At 46.9% G+C, this 26,072-nt stretch carries 16 protein-coding genes; 15 read left to right on the top strand and 1 reads right to left on the bottom strand.

Translation table 11 applies throughout. The annotated features are described in order from the left end of the window. Positions 1–178 precede the first annotated feature (178 nt). The 7 genes from ACFORK_RS29095 to nspC all read left to right on the top strand — a co-directional run bounded on the left by ACFORK_RS29095 (position 179) and on the right by nspC (position 14,617). Positions 179–4,567, top strand: a complete 4,389-nt coding sequence (locus ACFORK_RS29095) for an S-layer homology domain-containing protein (RefSeq protein ID WP_483874849.1) — start codon at positions 179–181, stop codon at positions 4,565–4,567. A 783-nt stretch (positions 4,568–5,350) separates the two neighbouring features. Continuing rightward, positions 5,351–5,623 (top strand): hypothetical protein, encoded by a 273-nt coding sequence (locus ACFORK_RS13785; protein WP_379199754.1) that lies wholly within the window; start codon positions 5,351–5,353, stop codon positions 5,621–5,623. Between the two features lie 369 nt (positions 5,624–5,992). Further along, positions 5,993–9,565, top strand: a complete 3,573-nt coding sequence (locus ACFORK_RS13790) for a M14 family metallopeptidase (protein ID WP_379199756.1) — start codon at positions 5,993–5,995, stop codon at positions 9,563–9,565. 637 nt (positions 9,566–10,202) lie between these two features. Continuing rightward, the gene (locus ACFORK_RS13795; RefSeq protein WP_379199758.1) at positions 10,203–10,598 is read left to right on the top strand and encodes a GntR family transcriptional regulator; all 396 of its coding nucleotides are present in this window, start codon (positions 10,203–10,205) and stop codon (positions 10,596–10,598) included. A gap of 11 nt (positions 10,599–10,609) precedes the next feature. Continuing rightward, positions 10,610–11,974, top strand: coding sequence for a DUF5808 domain-containing protein (locus ACFORK_RS13800; protein WP_379199760.1), 1,365 nt, complete (start codon positions 10,610–10,612; stop codon positions 11,972–11,974). Positions 11,975–12,266: 292 nt separating this feature from the next. Beyond that, the gene (locus tag ACFORK_RS13805; RefSeq protein WP_175370424.1) at positions 12,267–13,466 is read left to right on the top strand and encodes a saccharopine dehydrogenase family protein; all 1,200 of its coding nucleotides are present in this window, start codon (positions 12,267–12,269) and stop codon (positions 13,464–13,466) included. 14 nt (positions 13,467–13,480) lie between these two features. Continuing rightward, entirely contained in the window at positions 13,481–14,617 is a 1,137-nt protein-coding gene (gene nspC / locus ACFORK_RS13810; RefSeq protein ID WP_379199995.1) for a carboxynorspermidine decarboxylase, read from the top strand. Between the two features lie 98 nt (positions 14,618–14,715). Here the strand turns inward: nspC and ACFORK_RS13815 are convergent, their stop codons facing one another. Next, positions 14,716–16,197: a stalk domain-containing protein gene (locus ACFORK_RS13815; RefSeq protein ID WP_379199763.1), complete on the bottom strand. Its 1,482-nt coding sequence runs from the start codon at positions 16,195–16,197 to the stop codon at positions 14,716–14,718. Positions 16,198–16,457: 260 nt separating this feature from the next. Between ACFORK_RS13815 and ACFORK_RS13820 the strand changes: the two genes are divergently transcribed. The 8 genes from ACFORK_RS13820 (at position 16,458) to ACFORK_RS13855 (ending at position 25,778) form a co-directional block, all read left to right on the top strand. Beyond that, positions 16,458–17,081 (top strand): deoxynucleoside kinase, encoded by a 624-nt coding sequence (locus ACFORK_RS13820; protein ID WP_379199766.1) that lies wholly within the window; start codon positions 16,458–16,460, stop codon positions 17,079–17,081. Next, on the top strand, positions 17,078–17,731 hold the full coding sequence (locus ACFORK_RS13825) for a deoxynucleoside kinase (RefSeq protein ID WP_379199768.1): 654 nt from the start codon (positions 17,078–17,080) through the stop codon (positions 17,729–17,731). The genes ACFORK_RS13820 and ACFORK_RS13825 overlap by 4 nt, the downstream gene beginning before the upstream one ends. A gap of 120 nt (positions 17,732–17,851) precedes the next feature. After that, a complete protein-coding gene (locus ACFORK_RS13830; RefSeq protein ID WP_379199770.1) occupies positions 17,852–19,033 on the top strand; it encodes a MalY/PatB family protein in 1,182 nt (393 codons plus the stop codon). A 29-nt stretch (positions 19,034–19,062) separates the two neighbouring features. Then, entirely contained in the window at positions 19,063–20,013 is a 951-nt protein-coding gene (locus ACFORK_RS13835) for a nucleoside hydrolase (RefSeq protein WP_379199771.1), read from the top strand. A gap of 112 nt (positions 20,014–20,125) precedes the next feature. After that, positions 20,126–21,376 (top strand): stalk domain-containing protein, encoded by a 1,251-nt coding sequence (locus tag ACFORK_RS13840; RefSeq protein WP_379199773.1) that lies wholly within the window; start codon positions 20,126–20,128, stop codon positions 21,374–21,376. Positions 21,377–21,448: 72 nt separating this feature from the next. Beyond that, positions 21,449–22,300 carry an MBL fold metallo-hydrolase gene (locus ACFORK_RS13845; protein WP_379199775.1) on the top strand — a complete coding sequence of 284 codons (852 nt, stop codon included), beginning with the start codon at positions 21,449–21,451 and terminating at the stop codon, positions 22,298–22,300. A gap of 242 nt (positions 22,301–22,542) precedes the next feature. Continuing rightward, entirely contained in the window at positions 22,543–23,490 is a 948-nt protein-coding gene (locus ACFORK_RS13850; RefSeq protein WP_379199777.1) for a radical SAM protein, read from the top strand. A gap of 254 nt (positions 23,491–23,744) precedes the next feature. Beyond that, positions 23,745–25,778 carry a methyl-accepting chemotaxis protein gene (locus ACFORK_RS13855; RefSeq protein ID WP_379199779.1) on the top strand — a complete coding sequence of 678 codons (2,034 nt, stop codon included), beginning with the start codon at positions 23,745–23,747 and terminating at the stop codon, positions 25,776–25,778. Positions 25,779–26,072: the final 294 nt, after the last annotated feature.

Genomic DNA, 26,072 nt, shown 5'->3' on the forward strand with positions numbered 1-26,072 from the left:
GTTAAAAAGGGTGCGCTATTCCATTTATTAGTGTGCTTGTTCAAGGAGTGTGTAAATTTAGGCTTAATTTTAAGCTTTTTTTAACGTTCTTTTAAGCTGCTGCTCACATAGGGAAGACATTGGGTTGTTACCATAAATCGGTACATAAATAAAAACACCACGAATACGGGAGGCACAAATGAGTAGGTTGTTTAAAAAAGCAATATCGATGACACTGGCCCTCATTATGGTATTGGGGGTTGCAGTAAACGGATTTACCGTTTATGCAGCGAATGATGACGAAGGTACAGACCTGCGGGCATTGGCACCTCAACCACTGACACTATTGGCAGGCAATGCTCCATGGAAGTATCTTGATAACGGTACCGATCAAGGTACAGTCTGGCAGGCTGTCTATGATGATTCCACTTGGAAATCGGGACAAGCTCCACTAGGGTACAAAGATGATGGCAGCGGAGTTAGCACCTCCGAATTTGGCCCGCTGAAAACAGAAATTAGTTACGGCGGAGATAAAGCCAATAAATATATGACATCCTATTTCCGTACTAATCTGAACGTAAATAAAGCTCAGCTTGGTGCGTATAACCGGATCATGGGATCTTTCGGATTCGATGATGGCGTAATCCTGTACTTGAACGGCACAGAAATTTACCGTGAAGGTATGCCGGCAGGCCCTGTCAATTATTTAACGAAGAGCACACTTAACAATGGTAATCCCAATACGGCGAAAGTCGATCTTACGGAGATTATTAAAGCGAATCTGAATAACGGAAACAATGAGCTTTCAGCTGAAGTTCATCAGGGAAGAGGAAACAGCTCTGATCTTTATTGGGCGATGAGCCTGATTGCATATCCTCCAGCGGACCCTGTGGTTCCAGGTGCAGGAAAGCCAGAGTCGATTGCTCTGACATTCAACGGAAATCCGCAGACGAGCATGGGGTTTGCCTGGTATGCATCGGAGACGATAACAGGCACGAAGCTGGAGGTAGTGGAGGCCTCGAAATTAGTTGACGGTAAGCTACCGGCAGCCGGTGTCCTGAGCTTCGAGGGGACAACCACACCTGCCAGCGTGTACCAGTCCAAGACAGACAAAGCTGCTAACAAAACCAAAGTAATCACTAGCCATAAAGCGATTGCTGAAGGCTTGCAGCCAGGAACAACCTATGCTTACCGTGTAGGTGATGGACAAGCGGGTAACTGGAGTGATATCGGAACATTCACAACAGAAAAAGCCGACAATAAGGCATTCCAGTTCCTTTATACTACGGACTCTCAAGGTACCACTGAAGCTGATTTTGATATCTGGAATCATACGCTACAAGAGGGTCTTGGCAAATTCCCAGGCGCGGAATTCATCCTGAACTCCGGTGATTTGGTAGATAATGGTGACCTGGAAGATCAATGGGGATGGTTCTTTGATAAGCCAAAGGACATTTTACAGAATACACCGCTCGTTCCACTGGTCGGTAACCATGAGAGCATGAACTACAGCAACTATGCAGGACACTTTAATCTGCCGAATGTATCGAACACAGGCGCTAAGCCGGACGGTTCGGTATATGCGCTGGACTACGGCTCTGCACACTTTATGATCATCAACACCGAGTATTATGGCAAGAGCACCAATGCTGCCAATAATGAAATCTACTACAAGCAAGTAGAATGGCTGCGTAATGAAGTAGCTAAAACAGATAAAAAATGGAAAATTGTGTTGTTGCATAAATCGCCATATTCTGTGGCCAAGCACACGAATGACACAGATGTTAAGTTCTACCGGGCTGAATTAACGAAGGTGTTCGACGAACTGGGCATTGATATGGTCATTGGCGGACACGATCACACCTATACACGTAGCTATCAAATGTTGAACAATGTACCATTGACGGATATCGTACCGGATGATAACGGTCTTGTTAAAGATCCGGCAGGTACGCTTTATCTGATTACGAATGCTGCAGGTAACAAGAAATACAATGTTTCTGCAGGGACATTCCCTTTTGCAGCTAAATACGAACAGCCTGGCAAGGAAATGTTCACGGGTGTAACGATCACCAATGACAAGTTGAATTTCCAAGCTTTTACGACTACGACCGGGGGAACAACGGATCTTTACGATCAATACAGCATTCAAAAGTCGGATGTGACGGTTGCTCCTGTACAGCAAGCCCAAGCGCTTACTAGTGCAGATGGCAAGACGACATTGACATGGAATGCTCCAGCTTCCGGTTCACCGGTAACTGGCTACCGCATCTATGAGAAGAATGATCTGGTGTCCCCTAACTGGAGTACACTGGTTCCGGCTCAGGACGGAGTAACCTCTTACAGTTATACAGTAGATAATCTGGATGCATCGAAGAACTATCAGTTTGTAATTAAAGCGGTTAGCGGAAGAACCAACTCCGCGGGCGTGATCGCAGCTCAACCTTCCGTGAGCAAAGTGACGGTAACCGTTTATGGTGACCCTACCAGTGCTAAAGGATTCACTTGGTATACACCGCTGGTGTCCAAGGGAAATGATCTGCAAGTAGTTGAGAACACTGGAACTACCCCAGACTTTACTCAAGCAACCAAATTTGCTGGCCGCTCGTCTGTCTCCACGAATTCTAAGGGAGAACTGGTGCATAAAGCGGAAGCGACTGGACTTAAAGACAATACATCTTACTACTTCCGTGTAGGTGATGAGGCATTAGGTATCTGGAGTACGACTGGAACCTTCCGTACTGCAGCTAAATCGGGGGCATTTACCTTCGTTGACCTAGCAGATACTCAAGCGAAGACAGAGGATGAAGCGATTCTCTCCGCCGAGACGCTGGCTAAAGCACTGAAGACAGTACCGAATGCTGAATTCGTGCTTCATAACGGGGACATTGTGGACACAGGAACCAATGAGACGCAATGGAATTGGCTGCTTGGCCATTCGCAGGATAGTCTGCTTAACACAACCATTGCACCGGCGGCAGGTAATCATGAAGATAAAGCAAATGCTTTCTATGAGCATTTCAATATTCAGGAAGCAGCCGGTTCAGCGACTGTGACTGGTGCTTACTACTCCTATGATTACAGCAACGCTCATTTCGTGGTCCTGAACAGTAACGAAAATTCCGATCAATATGCTAACTTCAGCAACGAGCAAGTAGAGTGGTTGAAGAAAGATGTTCAAGAGGCTCATAAAGCCGGTAAACGCTGGATTATTGTGAATATCCATAAAGGTCCGTACACGACATCCAATCACGCAACTGATAAAGATATCATGGGCTCGAATGGCGTAAGAGCTAAAATTGCTCCGATTATGGCAGAGCTTGGCATTGACTTTGTCCTGCAAGGACATGACCATATCTATGCCCGCACCAAGCCAATCAAGGCTGACGGAACTGCTGCAGCTACCGAAAAGATTACAGAAACACTCAACGGGAATACCGTAGAATACACGGTTAATCCTGATGGTTCAATCTACCTTATTCCGGCAACAGCAGGAGCAAAGGTCTATTACAAGAACCAAAAGCCAGCGCTGGGAGAGGCTTATTACAACCTCTTTGAAGTGGCTGATGAGAACCATGCTGCTCCATACGGTCCAGACCCTAGCGACAATACTCGCCCTAAACGCGGTCAGGTTCAGAACTTTGTCGGTATCACTGTAGATGGTGACAAACTGACTGCTGTGACGTATGAGATCGACCAGAACAAGAATGGTGCAGAACCATTTATCATTGATCAGTTTGGTATCATCAAGAAAGAAAAAGAAGTAGAAGTGCCAACACCGGAAGTACCAACGCCGGAAGTACCAACGCCGGAAGTACCAACACCAGAAGTACCAACGCCGGAAGTGCCAACACCGGGAGTGCCAACGCCTACACCAGTGGTACCAACACCGACACCGACTCCGACAACAGGTAATTCGGCACCGTCTGTACCAACGCCTACACCTTCGGCTAAGCCATCGGCTACCCCGTCGGCAGCACCAACACAGACGCCTGCACCAACAACTGCACCTGCAACCAATGGTGGAAGCACGGATGCGCCTGCGAAGCCTGTGTTGACGGATGCCGGCAGCCACTGGGCAGCAGCAGCTATTCAAAAGGCTGTTGCAGCTGGATTCGTTAATGGTTATGACGACAACACGTTCCGTCCGAACAAGGAAGTGAACCGTGCTGAGTTCACCACGATGCTGGCTCGCGCACTGCAATTGCCAGAGAGCAGTGACAGTGCAACCTTCAAGGACCTGGACAAAATTCCGGCATGGGCGAAATCCTATGTGGCACAGGCTGTATCTAAAGGTATCATCAGCGGATACAACGATGGATCTTTCCGTCCAGAACAGAAGCTGACCCGTGCAGAATTGACGGTTATGATCGTACGTTCCCTGGGAATCACTCTTGATCCTAAAGCCAAATTAACCTTTGCAGATGCCAAAGATGTACCGGCATGGGCTGTTCCTTATATCGCAGCTGCTGCGAGCGAAGGACTGGTAGGTGGCGTCGGCCAGAACCAGTTCGCTCCTAACCGGACAGCAACACGCGCAGAGGCAGTTACAATCATTATGAATTTGCTTGATAAAAAAGCGGAGTAGTCTGCGCTGTGAGAGTATGATATTAACAAGCTGTTCCTGATACTCAGGGGCAGCTTGTTTTTTATGTATGTAGCTGCGTCTTGAAAGTGAGCTATTCTTGTGTATGACTTATGAAAGATCCTCTATAATGAATATAAGAATTCCCTAAGTGGAATTAAGGGCAATTTTGTACCTTAAATACGCTGCATCTAAGGGAGAGCGGTGATTAAGGGCGATTTTGCACCTTAAATCTTCCGAATTACCCCTTGGGGCATACTTTTTCGGAAAATAAGATGCAAAAACACCCTTATTTTCCTTATTCACATCCTTTTGATGAATATAAGGTGCAAAAATGCCGCTAGTTGGGAAGGGGAAGCTTTTTTTACTGTTAAGACGGGTAAAGGGGGATAGGGGAGTGGGAATTTGGGCCCTAAAGCCCTAACTTCATCAGAATACGCCTGTTCTTCTGTTAGAGTTTTAGGTTGGCTTCATAAATTAGCGCTTGAAATCTAGCGATAGCTTAGGCATATAGGTGGAAGCTTTCCTATGGAAAGCTTCCAAGCGAACGCTTCGCTCTTACAGTTCCAGCCCCAGACTCAAACCCAAACCCAAACCCAAACCCAAACCCAAACCCAAACCCAAACCCAAACCCAAACCCAAACCCAAACCCAGCTCCAGCCCATTCCTTTCATTCCTTCTCGCTTTTTGTGACTTTACATGTCGAAAATAGTCGAAGATCCAGATTCAATGACTCATACAGATTTTGGATAGTACATGCTAGTCTTATATGAGAGGGGGATTCAAATGAATGTTTATCTAGTTGCTATTCTGATATTTATTATTGTGTGCAGTCTATTATTTAACATTTACAAGAAAAAGCAAGGAGAAGGCAGTAAAGCACCGGATGTGGTTATAATCATAGGGTTTATGGTAGCAATTGCTATGTTAGTGACTCAGGCATTATTATATGGTGCCGGGGCGTGGACTTGGAATACAACATTACTTGTAATTGTGTCAGTTATCAATATTGGGCGTATCCTTTTCAGTTGGAAAAAAGGCAACAAAAATAGAGTGTAAAATATTACAAAAATGTAATTATTGAAATCCGGAAAATAGTCTTCCATTCAATGGAGGGCTATTTTTTGAGGGTACGTAAGCATAGGTTTTATCTAATTTCAGTTCATCTGAAGAAAATATATTAATTTTTTTTAATATATTTTAATAAAAGTGCTTCCGAAATTGAAACAAATGCTATATTATAGTATCTCATATGAATAATAATAGTTTATTCTGCATATTAATCCGGTTCTTACATGGGAGTGTTAGTTTTCCGGAGAGGTTCAAAGATATGCTGGAATGGAGGAATGCTAGAAATATAGCTTTATAGAGAGCCGACATGATGTATCGGTCAGAAATCTATCAACACGAACATACAGGGGGTTTACCATGTCTAAAAGATTATTATCTTTGTTAATTGCATTTACCCTGGTGATGTCAGGACTGCTTCCAGCCGCCTATGCCGCACCAGCAGTAACCGAGATTGCACCTCAAGACGTAACAGCGCCTACAACTGATGTAGCAGGGTCTTCCGAAGGGACATCCCAGCCATCGGTAACATCGAATGTCTATGCACCACCTACAGTATCTACTGTGGTATACCAAGCTTCCATGACGGAAGCCAGAACACTGGAAATCATCTTCGACCTTCCGCAAGGCACAACTACTGACCAGATCATCTGGAACTTCGGCAGAAATGCAGAAGAGATGAAGCCGCTGGCGGCTTGGAAGAAATGGAATAATGATTCGAAAGTAAGAGATTATACGGGCGATCCATTCATTAAGGTGACTTATGAGCCTGTCTCTGGCTCTAAAGTCAAAGCACTCGTTCATTTTGACCTTTTGTATGGCGAGAATCTGTCGCTCTCCGGTATCCGTGCAGAGTATGTGAAGCGTGCAGGGATATACAACCTGGTAGCTTCCATTCCGTCCGGATATGTTGTTGCAGAGCAGCCAGTGAAGTTGAACCCGTATGACACTTATCATACATACGATGAGATCAAGCCGGCGATTGACCGCATCACTGCGCCGAGCAACAATAAGTACAACCGCTACGTAGAATATCAGCAAATTGGTACTTCTACTCAGGGTCGTGCAATCCACTTCTCCATCGTGGGTAAAGACAAGGCTTCGGTAGACCAATATTTGAATGAAACCTTGCCACTGATGATGAATGACCCTGCTGCATTGCAAGCGAAGATCAGAAGCGGTCAACTGAAGGACTATAAAGTACCTATCTGGTTGAACAACATTCACGCTGATGAAGCCAATGGGGTAGACGTGATCATCAAGTTCCTGGATACGCTGATGACACAAAAAGTAGTAACTTATGACACAACTGACGATAAAGGCAATGCTAAAAAAGTATCACTAGATATTGATTCGGCATTGGATAATGTGATTTTCCTGCTCGATTATGTAGAAAATCCGGATGGCCGTGCGCTGAACACACGTGCTACTGCTACATTGCTGGACCCTAACCGGGACAACTCTTACCAGACTCAACCCGAGACTCAAGCGGTAACGGCGCAAATCGCCAAATGGACGCCGCTTAGCTTCCTGGATATGCACGGATTTGTCAGTGGTTTCTTGATCGAGCCTTGCACTCCGCCACATGATCCTAACATCGAGTATGACCTGGTCTTGGACAACATGGTTAAGCAAGCCAAAGCAATGGGTAACGCAGCGATTTCGAATACTAAATATGATTCCTATCATATTCCTTACTTGGAAAGTGAAGATAAAAAGAATGATCCGAATTACAAAGATAAATCCGGCACGTATGCTACAGGATGGGATGACGCTTCCCCAGCTTACACGGCTGTATACGCCATGCACCAAGGCGCAATGGGACATACGATCGAGGTTCCTGAGCTGAACGAAGACTCTTTGGATGCTTTCTATTATGCAGCCCTTGGAGCTACTAGCTTTGTAGTGGATAACAAGGAAGAGCTGTTCCTTAATCAGCTGGAAATTTTCAAACGCGGCATCACCAATGAAGACAACAGAGCTGTTGATAAGAACCTGATTAATGCGAAGTACGAGCCGATTGGCCGTCCGCGGGGCGAGAATGCAAACTTCTTCCCTGAGTATTACGTGCTGCCAGTTGACAAGAACCTGCAAAAAAATGAGCTGGAAACGTACAAAATGGTACAGTACCTGCTCCGTAACAATATCAAAGTAGAACAGACTACCACTAGTGTTACTGTGGGTTCTGTCACTTACCCAGCAGGAACCTATGTCGTGAACATGCATCAGGCCAAACGCGGATTTGCGAACCTGGTCCTGTATGATGGACTCAACGTATCCGACTTCAATGAAATGTATTCCGATACTGTACAGAACTTCGCGGACATGCGCGGTTTCGACCGTCACATTATCCGCACTGCTGATGCTTTTAAGGGAGCAACAAAGCAAGTTACAAGTATTGCAATTCCTAGCACCAACCTGGATCGTTATCCATTCGAGCAAAACTACGTAATCCGTAACAGCAACAATGATGCGATCAAAGCAGTGAATGAGCTGCTGGCGAACAAAAAAGCTGTAACTCTGCTCGAAAAAGACGGATATGGATATGAAAAAGGAAGCTTCCTCGTCTCCAGATCGAACTTAAGAACCGTTGCTTCCAAATATCTGCTGGATCTTGTACCATTCAATCCGGATGGAGATAAGACAGGCAAGCTCTTGAAGGCTCCAAGTGTCGCCATTGGCGGTGCACCTGGCTTCATTGTGGCTGATCTTGGATTTAAAGTAACAACAGATACAGCAGCAGCGGACGTTCTTGTGAACTCGGGAACCAATCTGATTACTTCTGGTAAACCGTTTATCGGATACGGAAGAAGTATGCTGAGCACAGTCAAAAATCTTAAGGTTCTGCCTGGTCTGGATTATTCTAACCCAGTCAATGCAGCTGGAAAATCTGACGCTCATGAAGGATTGTTCAAGGCCGTTATCTCCCAGGACAACGTAATCACAGCACCTTACGCAGCTTCTGAATACCTGTATACTGTGTCGGCGGCTTATATTACTTCCGTTCCAGAGGGTGCAGAAGTGCTGGCTAAATACGGCAACGGCGATGATTTCTTCAAAGCCGGCTGGTGGCCGAATAGTAGTGCTGCTAAGGACCAAGTATTGGCTCTGAGCTACAAGCAGAAGAACTTGAATGTAACGTTGTTTGCAAATGACCTGTTGAACAAATATCATCCGCAGAACCAGTTCCGTTTGTTGGCTAATGCGATCTATGCTTCTTCTCCGGCTGCGACTGAAGCAGACGGTATGGATAATGGTGTCCTGGAGACTCCACCGTCGGTGTCATCGGGTGGCAGCGGACCTGTTGTAACTCCTGCACCAACTGCAACCCCAGCACCGACAGCGACACCAGCTCCAACAGTTCAACCGTCTGCTCCTGTGGCAAGTTTCACAGACCTGGGTAAAGTGGTTTGGGCAGCTGATGCCATTAAGGAACTGACGGAAAAAGGTATTATTAAAGGTGTAAGTGAGAATTCATTTGCGCCGCTGAAAGAAGTTACACGTGCTGAATTCATCACTATGATCGTGCGTGCCTTTGATTTGTTTGACGAGAAGGCAGAGGCTTCCTTCAGCGATGTGAAAGCAACGGATTGGTCTTACAGCTACATCGCGTCCGGGGTCAACAACGGCTTGATCAACGGTGTAGGCGGAGGCAAATTCGATCCGAAGCGTGCGATTACACGTGAGGAAATGGCGATCATTGCCGCTAATGCCCTGAAGAAATTCAAAGGCAAGTCTGTAAGCGACGTTGACGCGACACTTGCAACCTTTAAGGATAAAGGAAGTATTGCTTCCTACGGTAAAGAAGCGGTAGCGCTGCTTGCCCAAGAAGGTGTTGTACAAGGTTTAACAGCCGACACGTTCGGACCGAAAGGTGTTGCCAACCGCGCTCAGGCAGCGGTTATCATCAGCAATCTGATTAACCTGAAGTAATAGCATCTACAGATACGAACGAAGGGATGTCCCGGGGCCAGTTATGGCTGAGGGGCATCCTTTTTTTTGTATAAGCTACCTGGTAAGGAAATCTCTCTAATGTTGGCGAACTGGAAGGGAAGTACTAGAACAATGGGTAGTAAGAATGTTAGACCTGACCTGGGAAGCTCCTGCGTTGCTGCTGAAACAAGTCTTCACGAAGGATATCGTGATTACCGAAGTGTAATTAAGTGCATTTTTGTACCCTAAATATTCTGTAGCCAAGGGTTAGTGGGAATTAAGGGCAATATTGTACATTAAATTTTCTGAATAAGTACTATTGAGGTTATTTTTAGAGAAATAGGATACAAAAATGATCTTATTTTCCTTTTTATCCTCTTTTCAAGAAATTTAAGGTACAAAAATGCTCTTAGTTGGGGGAGATGCATCATTTTGGCCGTTATCAAGACAAGTATAGGGATTGGGAGATTGGCGATTGGCGAGCTATAGCTCTAACTTCAATAAAATAACGCTGAGTTCTGTCTCTATGTCTGAATCTTAATTTTCACTTGACATAATAGAAAAATTTTACTTTAAGTATTATCTGTATTAGTATATGTAATACAAATGCCCAAATAACAGCTATACAGGAGGCTCTATGATCATTACTCTGGATTTTAAAAGTGAGCTTCCGATCTATGTCCAGCTCCGCAACGAAATCGTAATCGGTATTGGTTCGGGAGCACTGGCTTACGGTGAGAAATTGCCAACCGTCAGGCAAATGGCACAAGACCTCGGTGTGAACGCGATGACTGTGAACAAGGCTTATGCCATTTTGAAGAATGAGGGATTTATCTCCATTGATCGCAGGCACGGGGCTACGGTCATGCCGCTGGCGGAGGGAGAGGTGGAGTTTAAAACGAAGCTTGAGAATGAGCTGCGTCTGGTCATCTCAGAAGCAAGTTTGAAGGGAATTCCCCGCGATGAGTTCATGCAGATGTGTGAAGGGATTTTTAAAGCTGTAACCTTTAGGTCAAAACCCATTTCCGAATAGGAGGTAGTTTAATGACTCTGTTTTTTTTGTTCTTGTCACTTATTATCTGTGCCATCGTGCTCGGGGTATATCTGGCTGCGTTGAAGCCCAGGGAAAGCCTGTGGTTTGGTGTGAGTCTGCCGCCTGAAGCGATGGAGGATGAAGAACTGACGCGCTTGCGGGTGACAAGTAAAAAAAGGTTCTCTGTCTACACTGTATGGGTACTACTTGCTTTACTTCCTCTTCTATTTCTAATGAAATATTTCTCATTGTCCTTTATCTACATGATGGTCTGGACAGCCGTCATGATGTATGTACTTCGAATCCCCTTCCTGAAAGCACACCATGCCGCCAAGGAGATCAAAGCGAGGAATGAATGGTTTGTAGGAGAGAAAAGGGTTGTCCGGGCGGATACCAAGCTTTCCCTGCTCAAGGAGCGGATGCTGATCTCCCCTTATTGGTTTATTATGCCTGCGATCATTGGAGCTATCCCATTCATGATGGATCAGGGAGACGGAGAGAATCAGGTGATCGGAGCGGCTGCCTTGGCGATGGTAGTGCTGATGCTTGTCATATTCCGGGCTTTTGGCAAAATGAAGCCGAAGGTGTACAGCACAGACAGTGAACTTAATGTGAGGCTTAACCGGATCAGCCTGCGGTACTGGTCGCTGCTCTGGCTTGGGCTCGCCGTTCTGAACAGTGTCAGTGCTGTCTTGCTCGTCTATGTTATTCAGAGCGAGAGCTTCCCGGGGAATACACTATGGATAGCGGGTGTTATTATCGTTAGCGTTCTTGCTGTGCTTGGTATTCTGCTGGTGCACCACAAAGTGCAGACAGTATCGGCGAACATCACTCGGCTGGGAGAGGTCTTTTTTACCGATGATGATGAGTATTGGATTAATGGGACTACATATAATAACCCGAGCGACAGCTCACTTATGGTACCGAAGCGGGTTGGGATTGGCACAACGATTAACATCGGGACAAAAGTGGGTAAAAGTATATATCGCAGTCTTTTTGTATTTGTGCCAGTTGTCCTTATCGGAACGGGCTGGATGACTGTGCAGGCGGAATTTGCAACTCCACATCTTACGGTGGGCGGGAATGGAGGGGTAAGTATAGAATATCCGCTGTACAACTACAAGTTCAATCTAAAGGATGCTGAGGAGATAACACTTGTGAACTTTTTGCCGCGCGCAAGGCGCACAAATGGGATCTCAATGGATACAGTAGCTATAGGCAACTTCAAGCTGGATACCTACGGGAAGACCAAACTGTATACCTACAGAAATTCTCCGCCGTATATTGTGATCAAATTGCCAGATATCTATGTGGTGTACAACACTAAGAATCCGTCCGAAACGGAAAGGATTTTTGCCGAGTTGCAGGGAAGGTGAGTTATATCATTGATTTGTGAAAAATTTGTATCCACTGAGGGGTTGCTGTGATACAATAATCTAGTTGTCTAATTTTAGTTCTCTCCGTATGGATTTTTTGAAATTAAAAGAATAATTCACAGGAAAACAGAGCATTTCAGTGTATTTCGGTGAATTGCAGAGTATTAACGGAGAAAATCAAAGATTTTACTCAAAAGATATCATTTTTTGTCGGTTTTTATTGATTATTTGGGAACTATTCTGTATAATCAGCCTTGTTGATTTTGCATATGGAATTTAGGAGGTTATTAATTTGGGAAAAGCGTTAATTATTGGCGCTGGCGGTGTTTCCAGTGTTGTTGTTCATAAATGCTGCCAGAATCCGGATGTGTTCGAAGAGATTTGTATTGCAAGCAGAACGGTTGCGAAGTGCGACGCGCTGAAAGATAAATTAGATGGTGGCCGTACGAAGATTCAGACGGCACAAGTTGATGCGGACAATACGGAGGAAGTTATCGAGCTTATCAAGAGCTTCGGACCGGATGTTGTCATTAATGTGGCTCTCCCTTATCAGGACCTGACCATTATGGATGCCTGTCTGGCAACCGGTGTTCACTATGTGGATACTGCAAACTATGAACCACAGGATACTGCGAAGTTCGAGTACTCCTGGCAGTGGGCTTACAAGGAAAGATTCGAAAAAGCAGGTCTTACTGCGCTGCTGGGCAGCGGCTTTGACCCAGGTGTGACTGGCGTGTTCACTGCTTATGCGCAAAAACACTATTTTGATGAAATTCATACGATTGATATTGTGGATGCCAATGCAGGTGATCACGGTTACCCGTTCGCAACCAACTTCAATCCTGAAATAAATATTCGTGAAATTACTGCTAATGGACGTTACTTCGAGGATGGCAAATGGATCGAAACACCACCGTTGTCCGAGAAAAAAGTATATGACCTTCCGGAAATCGGTCCGAAGGACATTTACCTGTTGTACCATGAGGAACTGGAATCCCTTGCGGTTAACATCAAGGGAGTGAAGAAAATCCGCTTCTGGATGACCTTCTCCCAGAACTACCTGAACCACCTGAAGGTGCTTGAGAATGTAGGTATGACTTCCATCGAGCCGATTGTCTACGAAGGCAAAGAAATCATTCCTTTGCAATTCCTGAAGGCGATTCTGCCAGATCCAGCTTCCCTGGGACCAAGAACTAAGGGTAAAACAAACATTGGCTGTATCATCCAAGGTACCAAAGACGGCCAACCTAAGACTTACTATGTATACAACGTGTGTGATCACCAAGAGTGCTACGCAGAAGTAGGCTCCCAAGCGATCTCTTACACAACAGGCGTTCCGGCGATGATCGGTGCGATGATGATCCTGAAAGGCATCTGGAACAAACCGGGCGTATACAACGTTGAAGAGTTCGATCCAGATCCATTCATGGAGCAACTGAACAAACAAGGATTGCCTTGGCAAGAAGATTTCTCGCCAACGCTGCTTGACTAAGGCCAATGAAGGAAATCGGTATTGATATCAGCAGCCTGCCGTCGCCCAGCTATCTTGTGGATGAGAGATTGCTGGTTCGCAACCTTGAAGTTCTGAATTCTGTGCAGGAACGCTCTGGCGCCAAGATTCTCTTGGCCCAGAAAGGTTTCTCCATGCACTCCATGTATCCGCTCGTTGGTAAGTACCTGCATGGTGTGACTTCCAGCTCCTTGTTCGAAGCCAGACTTGGCTATGAGAAAATGGGCAAAGAAGTTCATGTCTACGCTCCGGCCTACATGGACCGTGAATTCGACGAAATCATGAGCTACAGTGATCATATTGTGTTTAACTCCTTCGATCAATGGAACCGGTTCAAGGATCGGGTACAGAGTGCACCGAAGAAGATCAGCTGCGGTATCCGCGTTAACCCGGAATATTCAGAGCTTGAGATTCCGCTGTATGATCCGTGCTACGCTTTCTCCAGAATGGGCGTAACGCTACCTAACTTCCGTCCAGAAGAGCTGGAAGGCATTGATGGACTACACTTCCACACGATGTGTGAGCAGAACTCCGATACCTTGGAGCGGACGCTGAAGGTCGTTGAAGAGAAGTTCGGTGAATACCTGCATGGTATGAAATGGCTGAACTTCGGCGGGGGACATCATATTACCCGTCCGGATTATGATCTGGATACTCTGGTTCGCTGTATTGTGTACATGAAAGAGAAGTACGATCTCGAGATTTATCTGGAGCCGGGCGAAGCTGTTGCTCTGAACACCGGATATCTGGTAGCTACTGTTCTCGACGTGATGCACAACGGAATGGATATTGCCATTCTGGATACCTCTGCAGAGTGTCATATGCCAGACGTTCTGGCTATGCCTTACCGCCCTGGTATTATCGGAGCCGGTGAGCCGGGTGAACATCCGTACACGTACAGATTGGGCGGCATGACCTGTCTCGCAGGAGACGTCATTGGCGACTACTCCTTCAAGGAGCCTCTGAAGTACGGCGATAAGCTCGTGTTCCTGGATATGGCGCACTACTCCATGGTGAAGAATCACATGTTCAACGGTGTGAATCTGCCAGCGATTGCTTCCTACAACGAAGAAGAGGGCCTCAAGGTTATCCGCGAATTCCAATTCGAGGATTTCAGTGGTCGTCTGTCCTAATCTTATACATCATTAAAAGGAGCTTCCAATAGCCGTTTACGGCTTTTGGAAGCTCCTTTGTTGTTTTTATCTCGTATGAATCGTCTGTGTTTCTCTGCTTACTTCATGGTGATGGCAATCCGATCCTCCTGCGGCAGCCATTCTACGGTTGCACCCAGCTTTTCACTGATAAACCGCAGCGGCAGATACAGGATTCCATTGGTATTGAACGGTTTATTCTGGAGTGTAACCAGCTCATTATTGACCCTAGTCTGTCCACTCGTAGCACTGACATTGATGGTAATGGTAGGTTTACCTTCATCGGTGCGGGCCACAGTTGCTAACTTATTCATTTGATCATAGGTCACTTTAGCACCCAGCTTCTCAAACACGGAACGGAGGGGAATGAAATTCTGTCCGTTCTTTGTAATGACTCCGCTGGTCAGCGCTACATTCTCACCGTTTAGCGAGACCGAGATCGGATTCTGTACAGGTACTGGCTTATAATGGCTGAAATCATAGTCACCATAACCCAATTCAGCATGCTTGTTCACACCCCAGCCCCAGAGTGTGCCGTCCTGCTTCTGCATAATGATATGGCGCGGACCGCTGCGGATGGATTGTACTTCCGAGACAATCTGTTCAAATTCGGCATCCGCAGGCATGGAGGTGCGGTAGGTGGAGGCAGCGAAGAGCTTGCCGTCCGTGGTCAGGGCAAGAAGAGAGTTCTCCACGACAAAAGCATCCTGCACATGCTTGATCCCGCTCAGGAGGACAGGTACCGGATTATCATTCCATGTAGTTCCATCCGAGACTCCCGTGATGGTCGCCCCCCAGAACCAAAGACGGGATTCGCCGTCAATCGCAATGTTGGAGTAGCTATTATGCCTGATCGCTTTGATGTTGGCTAGCGATTGAAGCTGCACCGGGATCATGGCCTTTGGTTTTGCGCTCTTTCGTTCAAAGGTGGCGGGCCAGGTCCAGACGGTACCGTCCCCCTTAAGGGCCATATTGTGGGCAATCTGTACGACATCGTTTAACCCCTGAACCGGCTCAAAGGACTGTAATCTATTATTATCCTTCCAGACAGACCCGTCTTTCTTCAGAAAGAGATATTGTTCCTCTTCAAATGCATAGTAGCCCTGTATAGCCGCGACATTATCGATGCCAGTTACTGGAGTGAACGCGGCAGGGTCTGAGACCTCCTCATTCGGAATAGAGGCGAATACATCGCCCTGTTCATTCAGGGCCAGTGTGGTGTGTCCATAGCGGAAGACATCAACAATCCGTTCCAATCCTTTGACAGGGACCAGTTCAATGATCAGATCACGGCCTTTCCGTTCCCACAGCCAGAGTGAGCCGTCCTTCTTCAGAACATAACCGTTGTCAAAGATGGCCTGCACATCCGATAAACCAGAGATTTGGGTAGGAACAGGCTGATTGTAGCTCCATACCCACAGACTGCCATCGCTTTTGATCAGGGATTCTTGACTGTAGGAAGTAATTTTACCGGTGGAAGCAGGATCTGCACTGACGATAGAAGCACTCGCTGCCAGCGAAAGGCTCAACATCAGACTGAGAAGGAAGAATTTTGTCTTCATTAACTTTGCACCTCGGATATTTTAATTGGTAAAATATAGAATGTATCACTCCAAGGTTAGACGCATCTTTTTTCAAAAAGTTTCCTTCTAGGATATAACGGTATGAAAGTCGTACATCTCTCAAATAGCGGTGCGGGGCAGATCCAGTTTACCGTTATCATTTAAAATTTTTATTATGCGAAAATAGACGCCGCTGTGATACAATAATTCAGTCTGTTTTTAGAGCAGGGGTCCGTATTTGGAGGAGGAATTCAGCATCAATGAGAAAAGCGCCATTTATTGCTGTGGAAGGGCCGATCGGAGCAGGGAAAACTACGTTGTCTTCGATGCTGGCAGAGACTTTGCACCTTCCTATTATTAAGGAAATCGTTGAAGAGAATCCGTTCCTAGACAAGTTCTATCAGAACATGGACGATTGGAGCTTTCAGCTGGAGATGTTCTTTCTCTGCAATCGGTACAAGCAGTTGGAGGATACGATTACCCAGTATATAGAGAAGGGCAAGCCGGTGATTTCGGATTATCATATTTATAAGAATCTGATTTTTAGCGAGCGGACATTGAAGGGGACGAAGCGGGATAAGTACCGCCAAATCTACCATGTGCTTACCGATGATCTGCCGAAGCCGGATATCATTCTATATATAAGAGCAGATCTCGACACCCTGCTGGCTAGAATTGCAAAGCGCGGCCGCTCTTTTGAAGAGGGCATGGACAAGGCCTATCTGCAGCAGCTGATCGAGGATTACGATGATGCGATGAGTTCCCTGGCTGCTCGTGAGCCGTCCACGATCATTATGACCATAGATGGTAATACGGTTGATTTTGTGGAGAATCGTACCCATTATGAAGAAATTGCCGCAAAAGTAAAGGAGCTTATAGAATGAACCAATATCAAATCCCGGAGAACGCAATCATAACGGTGGCCGGAACCGTGGGTGTAGGTAAATCGACACTGACAGGTGCGCTCGCGAGCCGACTTGGCTTCCAGACCTCACTGGAGCAGGTGGATCATAATCCTTACCTGGAGAAGTTCTATCATGATTTTGAACGGTGGAGCTTCCACCTGCAAATCTATTTCTTGGCGGAACGCTTCAAGGAGCAGAAGAAGATGTTCGAGCTGGGCGGAGGGTTCGTGCAGGATCGTTCCATCTATGAGGACACTGGTATTTTTGCCAAAATGCATGCGGATCAAGGGACGATGTCCAAGACGGATTATGAGACCTATACCAGTCTTTATGAAGCCATGGTAATGACGCCGTATTTCCCGCACCCAGATGTGCTGATCTACATTGAGGGCAGTCTGCCATCCATCCTATCCCGGATTAATGAGCGCGGCCGCGAGATGGAGATTCAGACGGATGTTTCGTACTGGGAGCAGATGCACCGCCGGTATTCCGTGTGGATCGATGAGTTTAAGGCTTGTCCGGTACTGCGTCTGAATATTGACGACTATGATGTGCATAATCCGGCGTCCCTGTCGGATATTCTGGAGCAGGTGGCCCGGACCATAGCGGGCTCGAAAGCAAAAATATAATTTCTGGAAAAGGCGGCATGCTTCAGATGCCGTCTTTTTGCTGTCTGCAGAGGGATGCGTGTTTAATTTGCCCGGCCCATGGTACAATATTTGAACAACAAGATGATGAGGTGACGATAGTTGAAATATGATTTTGACCGTGTAATTAACCGCCGCAATACGGGTTCCGTCAAATGGGACGAATGCGGAAAGCTGTTTGGGAATGAAGATATTCTGCCCTTGTGGGTAGCTGATATGGACTTTGAAAGCCCGCCTGCCGTGAAAAAAGCGCTGTTGCGCCGTGCAGAGCAGGGACTTTATGGATATAGCGTCAGTGATGACTCCTATCAGGAAGCGATTATCTCCTGGTTTGGGAGAAGGCATGATTGGGCATTGAAGCCGGAGTGGATTGTTAATTCGCCTGGTGTCGTAGTCAGCCTGGGGTTATGCGTGGAGCTGTTCAGTCAGCCGGGGGATGGAGTGATTATACAGACTCCTGTCTATGGTCCATTCTATGATGTGATAGAAATGAATGGCCGAACGGTTGTCAAGAATCCGTTGTTGCAGCGTGATGGCCGTTATGAGATGGATTATGAAGGTCTGGAAAGACTAATGCAGGACGGGGCAAAATTGATGATTCTGTGCAGCCCGCATAATCCTGTCGGCCGGATATGGGAACGTGATGAATTGCTGCGTCTAGGTGAGTTGTGCCTGCAGTATGGAGTGACGGTCATCTCGGACGGCATTCATTGCGATATGGAGTTTCAAGGTCATAAATACCTTTCGTTTGCCGGTTTGTCTCCGGAGCTGGCGGACATCACGGTGACAGCATTGTCTGTGACGAAGACCTTCAATCTGCCAGGACTGCAAACCTCCTTTATCGTGGCTTCCAACCCGGTGCTGCGGCGAAAATTCAAGCGTAGACTGGATGCGCTGGGTCTGCACAATCTTGGGTATTTTGTCGCAGAGGTCGTTAAGGCTGCTTACAATGAAAGTGAAGATTGGCTGGAAGAGCTAATTCAATACATTGCCGGCAATGTACACTATGCTACCGAATATTTGGAACGTCATCTGCCGCAGATCGTCATTACCCGCTCGGATGGGACATATCTGCTATGGATTGATTGCCGTGCACTTGGACTTGATGTTCCGGGCCTCAAGAAGCTAATGTACAAGGAAGCCAAAATAGCTTTCAATGAAGGCTCAATCTTCGGCACCGAGGGCCAAGGTTATCTGCGAATCAATCTGGCCTGTCCGCGTTCTACGCTGCGTGAAGCACTGGAGCGCTTCGTCAGAGCTGTCGGAACCATAAACGCACAATAACATTATGTATTTAACAGGAGGAAACAGAGATGGATCAAACTAGACTTATTTTAGATGTAGACACAGGGATAGACGATGCACTCGCGATTTTATATGCCTTGAAAGCACCGAATGTGGTGATTGAAGGGATTACGACGATTTTTGGTAATGTAGATGTGGAGCAGGCTACCGAGAATACGCTTCGATTGCTGTCACTGGCACAGCCTGGTTATGAGATTCCGGTGGCCGTTGGTGCAGGCACAGCATTAGCGAAGAAAACCGCAGGGTATGCCACTAGTGTTCATGGCGAGAACGGGATCGGCGGGGTGGAACTGGCTTCCTCCAGTCAGCAACCAGTCCAAGAAACAGCAGCGGAGTTTATTGTTCGCATCGCCAAGGAGAATCCGGGCGAGATCGTACTGGTCACACTGGCCCATCTGACTAATCTGTCCCAGGCGCTGGAGCTGGAACCGAATCTGAAGAATCTGTTGAAGAAGGTTGTTGTGATGGGGGGAACGGTCTTCAGACCGGGGAATAAAACGCCAGTGGCGGAAGCTAATATCTGGGGTGATCCTGAAGCAGCCGACCATGTCTTCACTTCGGGTCTGCCGCTGACGATGGTAGGACTGGATGTCACTCAGAAGACAGTTATTACGCGGGAGCACCTCAACCTGCTACAGCGCCAGGGACGGGAAGAGAATCGGGAAATCATTGCGTTCATGGAAGAGTCGCTAACTCACTACTTCAAATTCTACCAAGAAGTGAACTATTTCATCGAAAGCGCGCCGCTGCATGATCCTTTGGCATTGATGGTGGCTCTGCAACCAGATCTAGTCACAACTCGGCAGATGAAGGTACGGGTGGAATGCAAGGGTGAACATACGGCTGGAATGGTCGTTGCTGACCTGCGTCCACAGCCTAAAGTTGGGGAGTTTATCGAGGTAGCAGTCGAGGTTGATACGGAGCGTGCGGTGGGTGTATTCCTCAGCGCCTTCATATAAATATCCACATTGTCTTCTTTAATTTGCTATATATATCATATTTGGTAAAATGATAGGGAGAAAAATAGAATAGCAAACTGAAATTCATATTCTCTTAGATTGGAGACTCATTATGAAACGGTTCAGCAAACTCTTATTATCCCTCGCTATCACCTTGGGCAGTGCCTCCGCCTTGCAGGCAAGTACTACCGAGGCCGCCCCAGTATCCGATGGGGTTAAGATCATTCTGGACGGATATCCGTTACCCTTTCCGGTGGAACCAGCTATGATGAACGGAACGACTATGGTGCCCTTCCGGGCGATATCTGAGGCGCTAGGTATCAAGGTGGAGTGGAATCAAGGTGCCAAGCAGATCACAGCCACCAAGGCGGGTGCTGCTGACGCCAAGGTAGTTGTTCTTACACTCGGTAGCAAGGATGCCACCGTGAATGGCGGAACGGTCAAACTGGCCGTCGCTCCGCAAAATGTACGTGGTACCACGATGATTCCGCTGAGCTTTTTCAGTGGGCAGTTCGGTGCGGCGGTGACCTGGGATCAGGCCACCAAGACCGTCTCTATCACTTCGCCGAAGACGGACATGTATAAGCTCGGCTTCTATGCGCAAGGGGCTTATGGAGAGGTATCGCTGATCCCGAGCTTTGACGCCGTAGCTTTCGGCTGGAGTCGGATTGACCGCAGTGGGAACTTTACAACTTCAGGTGATGACTTCAGATGGCCGAAGCCAGCGGGAGATGTGACACCGGAATCTCTTGTTCTGAATGCGGCTGCCGGAGGAACCGAACCTTACCTGATGGTCTATTCCGTGGATGGGAAGCTTGAGTTGACCAAGAACCTGGAGGACAAGGTGCTTCAGGAGCAGACTATTAACGGGATTGTGGATACTGCGTCCCAAAAAGGTTTTAAAGGAATTGCACTCGATTTAGAGGGACTCGGACTTACCGGGGACAAGGCGAAGGTGCAAGGAGAGTACAATGCTTTTGTCAAGAACCTATCGGCCAAAGCCAAGGCAGCAGACTTGAAGCTTACCGTTATTCTTCACCCGCTTAACAGCTCTTATAAAGGTTATGATTACAAGACACTCGGAAGCTTGGCGGATGACCTGATCATCATGGCTTATGCCTATGAGGATGAATCCCGGCCTGAACCAATTAACAAGGTCGATGAGGGCATCCGGTTGGCCCTGCAGCAGGTCAGTAAAGAAAAACTCATTCTCGGCATTTCCGTATATAGTGAGAATGAGAGCTCTGTTAATGCCAAGATCGGGCTGGCCAAACGATATGGTCTCAAAGGCATTGCCATTTGGCGGATCGGCATTATCGGGCAGCCGGCCTTGGCTGAAATGAGCAAATCCGTGGAATTCTAAGGATATGCATCCGACAATCGCCCTGTTGAACAGGATCACAGCAGGCTTGAAGCAGAAAGGCAGGAGACAGCTATGAGTACACAGAATTCGCGTAAAGGTCAAAGCATTATCCAGGAAGTAAATGAAACAGAGGTTCCTTACGGTACTCTGGCGGTATGGTTTCTTGGGCAGGAGAGCGTCATTGTCAAAGGGGACGGGGTTACCGTCTACATAGATCCCTATGTTTCCGAGAATCCGCATCGTACCTATCCCGCGCCGATCGGGCCTGAAGATATCACGAATGCCGATATCTGCCTGATCACACATGATCATCTGGACCACCTGGATACGGGTTCGATTCCTTCTATTGTGAAGAACAATAGTGATGTCCGCTTTATGGCTCCGGCCGTATGCGCAGCACAATTGCACGAACTGGGTGTGAAGGAAGATCAGTTGTTGACCGCGAAGCCGGAGAACTGGATCAGTATGGGACCCAAGCTGAAGGTATTGCCTGTTACAGCCTCGCATGAGCAGCTGGACAGAGACAGCGAAGGCCTTCCGCATTATGTCGGATACATTCTTCAGCTGAACGGGGTCACACTCTATCATGCAGGGGACACCGTATTGTTCCCAGAGTTAATTGAGACAGTTAGCCGCCAGTCGATTGATCTAGCGATGCTGCCGATCAACGGGCGTGATTATTTCCGCAACCAGCGCGACATTGCCGGAAATATGGATTACCGGGAGGCTGCGGAGTTTGCGGCCGTAGCGGGATTCGAGACGGTTATTCCGCTGCACTATGATATTTTTGCGGGAAATGCCGAGAATCCAGGTTACTTTGTGGATTATCTCTACCGTCATTTCCCGGAGCAAAAATTCCATGTCATGGCTCGGGCGGAACGATTCATCTATGTGTCGCCCAAGGCTTTTCTGAACAGCAAATAGAACGATCAAATGTAATAGATAAGATAATGAAGCGGAACCCCCTCGAAGTAGTGAGGGGTTTTTTGCTGCGGTTACAAAAAGCGAGGAGGATCGAGGGGGAAGTTTGGAACTGTAGGAGCGCTATCTAATCTGGTTTCGATTTACATAGAATAAAAGTCACATAATCCTGAGCCACAAACCTTTATAATCACTAAGGTTGACCTTTAAAAGGTACTTATTATTTTGCAGGAGGACTTGTGAACATGAAATATAAATCCTTGGAGCTAGACAAACCGTTGACATACGAACTGGAGGGGCTGGAAGTTGGGGTCACCTCCAACTGTAATTTCCGCTGTGATTACTGCTGTGCTTACAACCGAAATGACGGGCAAAGTATTGATGGCAAGGAAGTGATTCGGATTCTGGAAGAACTGCCGGGGCTCAAAAGAGTACGTCTGTCCGGCGGTGAAGTGACGTTGAAATTTCAGGATTGCGTAGACATTGTCGCCTACTGTGCTTCCCGGGGGATTCAGACGCAGCTGAACTCCAATGGCAGTCTGCTGAGTGCCGAACGAATCAATCAATTGGTGCAGGCTGGATTGACCACCATACATATTTCCTTCAACTTCACTACGGCGGAGGCCTTTTCCAAGTATTATAATATCCACCCTAGTATCTATAAGAAAATCAGAGAGAATATCAGCCTTTTCGCGGCCACCCCGGTGGACACTGTACTGGAGACGCTGCTATTCAGCGAAACGCAGGATAACATGAATGAGATCAGCGATCACGTCTATGATATGGGGGTACGGACTCATGAGATTCAGAATAGCATCATCATGGGGCATACTGGCTGGAAAGCCATCGCTGCTCGGGAGCAGCTTAAGCAGGCCGTGAACGATTTGATTTCTCGTAAAAAAGACGATACCACGCTGTACTTTACTTGCATGGACCGTTTTATGGAGGAGATGGGCTTTCAGGAACAGCCGGGCGTGTATTTCCCGCACTGCATTGAGGGCAAAAAACAGCTCCATCTGCATGGCAATGGCGATATCCTGATCTCCGAACTCTGTCATCCAGTTATCATTGGCAACATCTATAATGGAACTGCGCTCAAAGATCTGTACAGCAACATGCCAGGACCACTGGCTCAATTTCTGGATAAGCAGCCTTGTCCAGCTAGGGATGCTTTGTTTCCCCAAGGTGTCTAAAGAACCGGATGATATTCCATAAGGTAGGATAAAAGACCAGGCAGGTCGGTGGAAAACACCGCCTGTTTTTTCATTAATTTAAACTTTGAAAACATTAAAATTTACATTTCGACAAAATATGATCTATTTTACTGTATTTCGACTTTATATATTCATTAATATGGACCCAAATCCGATAGTAATGGTAATAATAATGACTGCAACTATTGGATTCCTTAAAAGATTAGATCATGCCGGGAAGGGTGTCGAGTACGATGAAGATTCGAATAAAATTATCGATCATGCTAATTGCAATAACCCTATTTTCCACTTCAGTAATGGGTATATTCGCCTACAACAAGTCAACCCACACGATACTCAATCTTACAGAATCTTCAATGGAGCAAGTCACAGACAACAAAGCAGAGAATATTGAAATTATGATCGACAAGGAAAAGAAAAGTGTTGCACTGGTTGCCGGACAGACAGAAATTGCCGAACTGCTTCTAAAAGCAGGTAAAGGAGACATTCAGACCGGCGACCCTTTGCAGAATAAGGTGAACACTAGGCTGCAGGGCCTGGTGAAAGACGCCGGCAATCTGGAGCATATGTTTGTGGTCGATATGAATGGGACAATCGTCGGAGACAGTGACACAAAATTGCTAGGAGTTAGCGTGGGGGATAGAGCCTATACGAAAAGCGTACTGGCCACCGGTGAGCCGGTAATCAGCGAAACGCTGAAATCGAAATTAACGGGTGCCTTTATCATTGCTTTTGTCCACCCGGTGAAGAGTGACGGCAAAATGGTCGGGTTCATAGCCTCTGCCGTAACGACTGATAGCATCACACAATATTTGGACAACGCCAAAGCAGTTAATGCCCCGTCTTCTTATGCCTACCTCGTAGATGAGACAGGAATTATTCTCTATCATCCCGATAAGAGTAAAGTAGGAACCGCTGTGGAGAACGCACAAGTCAAATCTGTCGTAGAGCAAATCCAGGCTGGGGTTATACCAAAGGACGCTTCTGTGGAATATGTCTATAATGGTGTGCAGAAGAAAGCCTCCTTCACGGTGCTGCCAGATACTAAATGGACACTGGTATTAACGGGTGATATTCACGAAATCAAGCGACCAGTTGAAGCAATGACGAGGTTTATTTTGCTGCTTGGGCTGGGAATTCTGCTAGTCACTTTGCTCACTGGATTATGGCTGGCTCGTAGAATCTCGTCTCCGATTGTTAAGCTGACCGATATGATTAATCAGACGGCCAAGCTGGACTTGAAGTACGATGCACAATACGAGTATTTGGTTAAAAATAAGGATGAGACAGGTACCATTGCCAAGGCGATGTTTGAGACACGTGTAGTGCTTCGGGAGATGGCTGGCAGCCTGATTGCGATTTCGACCAAGGTGCTGGGCAACGCCGAGACTCTGGAGAAGCTATCGGTTGAGGTGCGTGAGAATGCGCATGATAATTCGACTACTGCTGAACAGCTGTCAGCGGGTATGGAGGAGACGGCAGCTTCGACCGAGGAAATGACGGCGGCCATCCATGAGATTGAGACCCATGTACATATGATCTCCGGCAGAGCCAGAGAGGGTGCAGAAGTGTCCAGCCAGATTACGCAGCGGGCGCTGGAACTCCAGCATGATGCGATGTCATCGACAGATAAGGCCAAAGCGATATATGAAACAGTACGTACCGATATGGAAAAAGCGATCGAGCGCTCCCACGCGATTGCGGAGATCAATGTACTGACGGATACGATTCTCTCGATTACAAGTCAGACGAATCTCTTGGCCTTGAATGCGGCGATTGAGGCTGCTCGTGCGGGAGAAGCGGGCAAAGGGTTCGCGGTTGTAGCTGGGGAGATCCGCAAGCTGGCCGAGAAATCCTCTGCCACGGCAGCTGGTATTCAGAGCGTTGTGCAGAATGTGTATTCTTCTGTTGAACAAATGAAAGATAACTCCGAGGCCATTCTTGCTTTTATCGACCAAAATGTTCTGGGGGACTACGGGCGGCTGATAGAGGTCAGCCAGCGCTATAATACGGATGCTCAGATGGTCAACGAATTGATGCATCAGTTCGAATCTGCCGCGGATCACTTGAGTGAAGGAGTCACGAGTATTACCGTTGCAGTGAATCAAGTGGCGGCCACAGTGAATGAAGGCGCGGTTGGTGTGCAGGATATTGCAATGAAAACGGCGGATATTGTGGAAAAGAGTTTTGAGGAAGCCGCAATGGCGGATGCTAACACACAGAGTGCCAAAGAAATGCTGGTTCTCGTTGAGAAATTTAAAATTTAGAACAGGCTGTTATATAAGAGAAATGGAAGAAGTAACAGATAGCGACAAGGCGTGAAAGTTGTTCTTGTAGCACTTGATGGGTTGTCGACTAGGTGTATTCTCTGATGAGATGTTCAGCTGTTTAAAAATAATGTGCACAAAAAAATGTGGAAAAAATGATGCGAAAACAATAGTGCGAAAACAATAATCCGACAAATAGAACATGGAGGTGCTCAGGAGATTCCTGACCCCGCCATGTTCTATTTGTGGTCGGCGCTCCCCTTTTTGGGCAAGTGAGCGCAAGGCAGGACAAGG

This window comes from Paenibacillus sp. GCM10012306, from assembly GCF_042649265.1.
Classification (GTDB): Bacteria; Bacillota; Bacilli; order Paenibacillales; family Paenibacillaceae; genus Paenibacillus_AQ.